Genomic DNA, 309 nt, shown 5'->3' with positions numbered 1-309 from the left:
CGGCGTGGGCGGCTTCAATGGCGATACGCTTGGTCACCGCTTTGGGAAGTACGCTTTCGCGGTACTCCGCGTCCTGACCGTTAAAGCGATAGGCCGATGGCATCGAGACCACGCGCACGGCTTTACCCTGCTGTTCAAGCTCCGCGGCGGCGTCCATGGCCAGTGCCACTTCTGAGCCAGTAGCAATCAGAATCAACTCGGGGGTGCCCTCGCTGTCTTTAAGTACGTACGCGCCGTTTTGAATCGCCGCCAGCTGCGCCTTAGTGCGCTGCTGATTGGGGAGGTTCTGGCGTGAAAGTACCAGTGCCG

The 309-nt window shown here is 60.5% G+C and carries 1 protein-coding gene; it reads right to left on the bottom strand.

What is annotated here, in order from left to right; translation table 11 throughout:
- A partial coding sequence (locus tag A6R74_RS12955) for a transketolase-like TK C-terminal-containing protein (RefSeq protein ID WP_276204792.1) occupies positions 1–309 on the bottom strand: 309 nt, incomplete at both ends.

The sequence above is a fragment of the Halomonas sp. ALS9 genome, assembly GCF_001651035.1.
GTDB lineage: Bacteria > Pseudomonadota > Gammaproteobacteria > Pseudomonadales > Halomonadaceae > Vreelandella.
The sequence above is the reverse complement of the archived record's forward strand: the minus strand, read 5'-3'. Positions and strand labels throughout refer to the sequence as shown.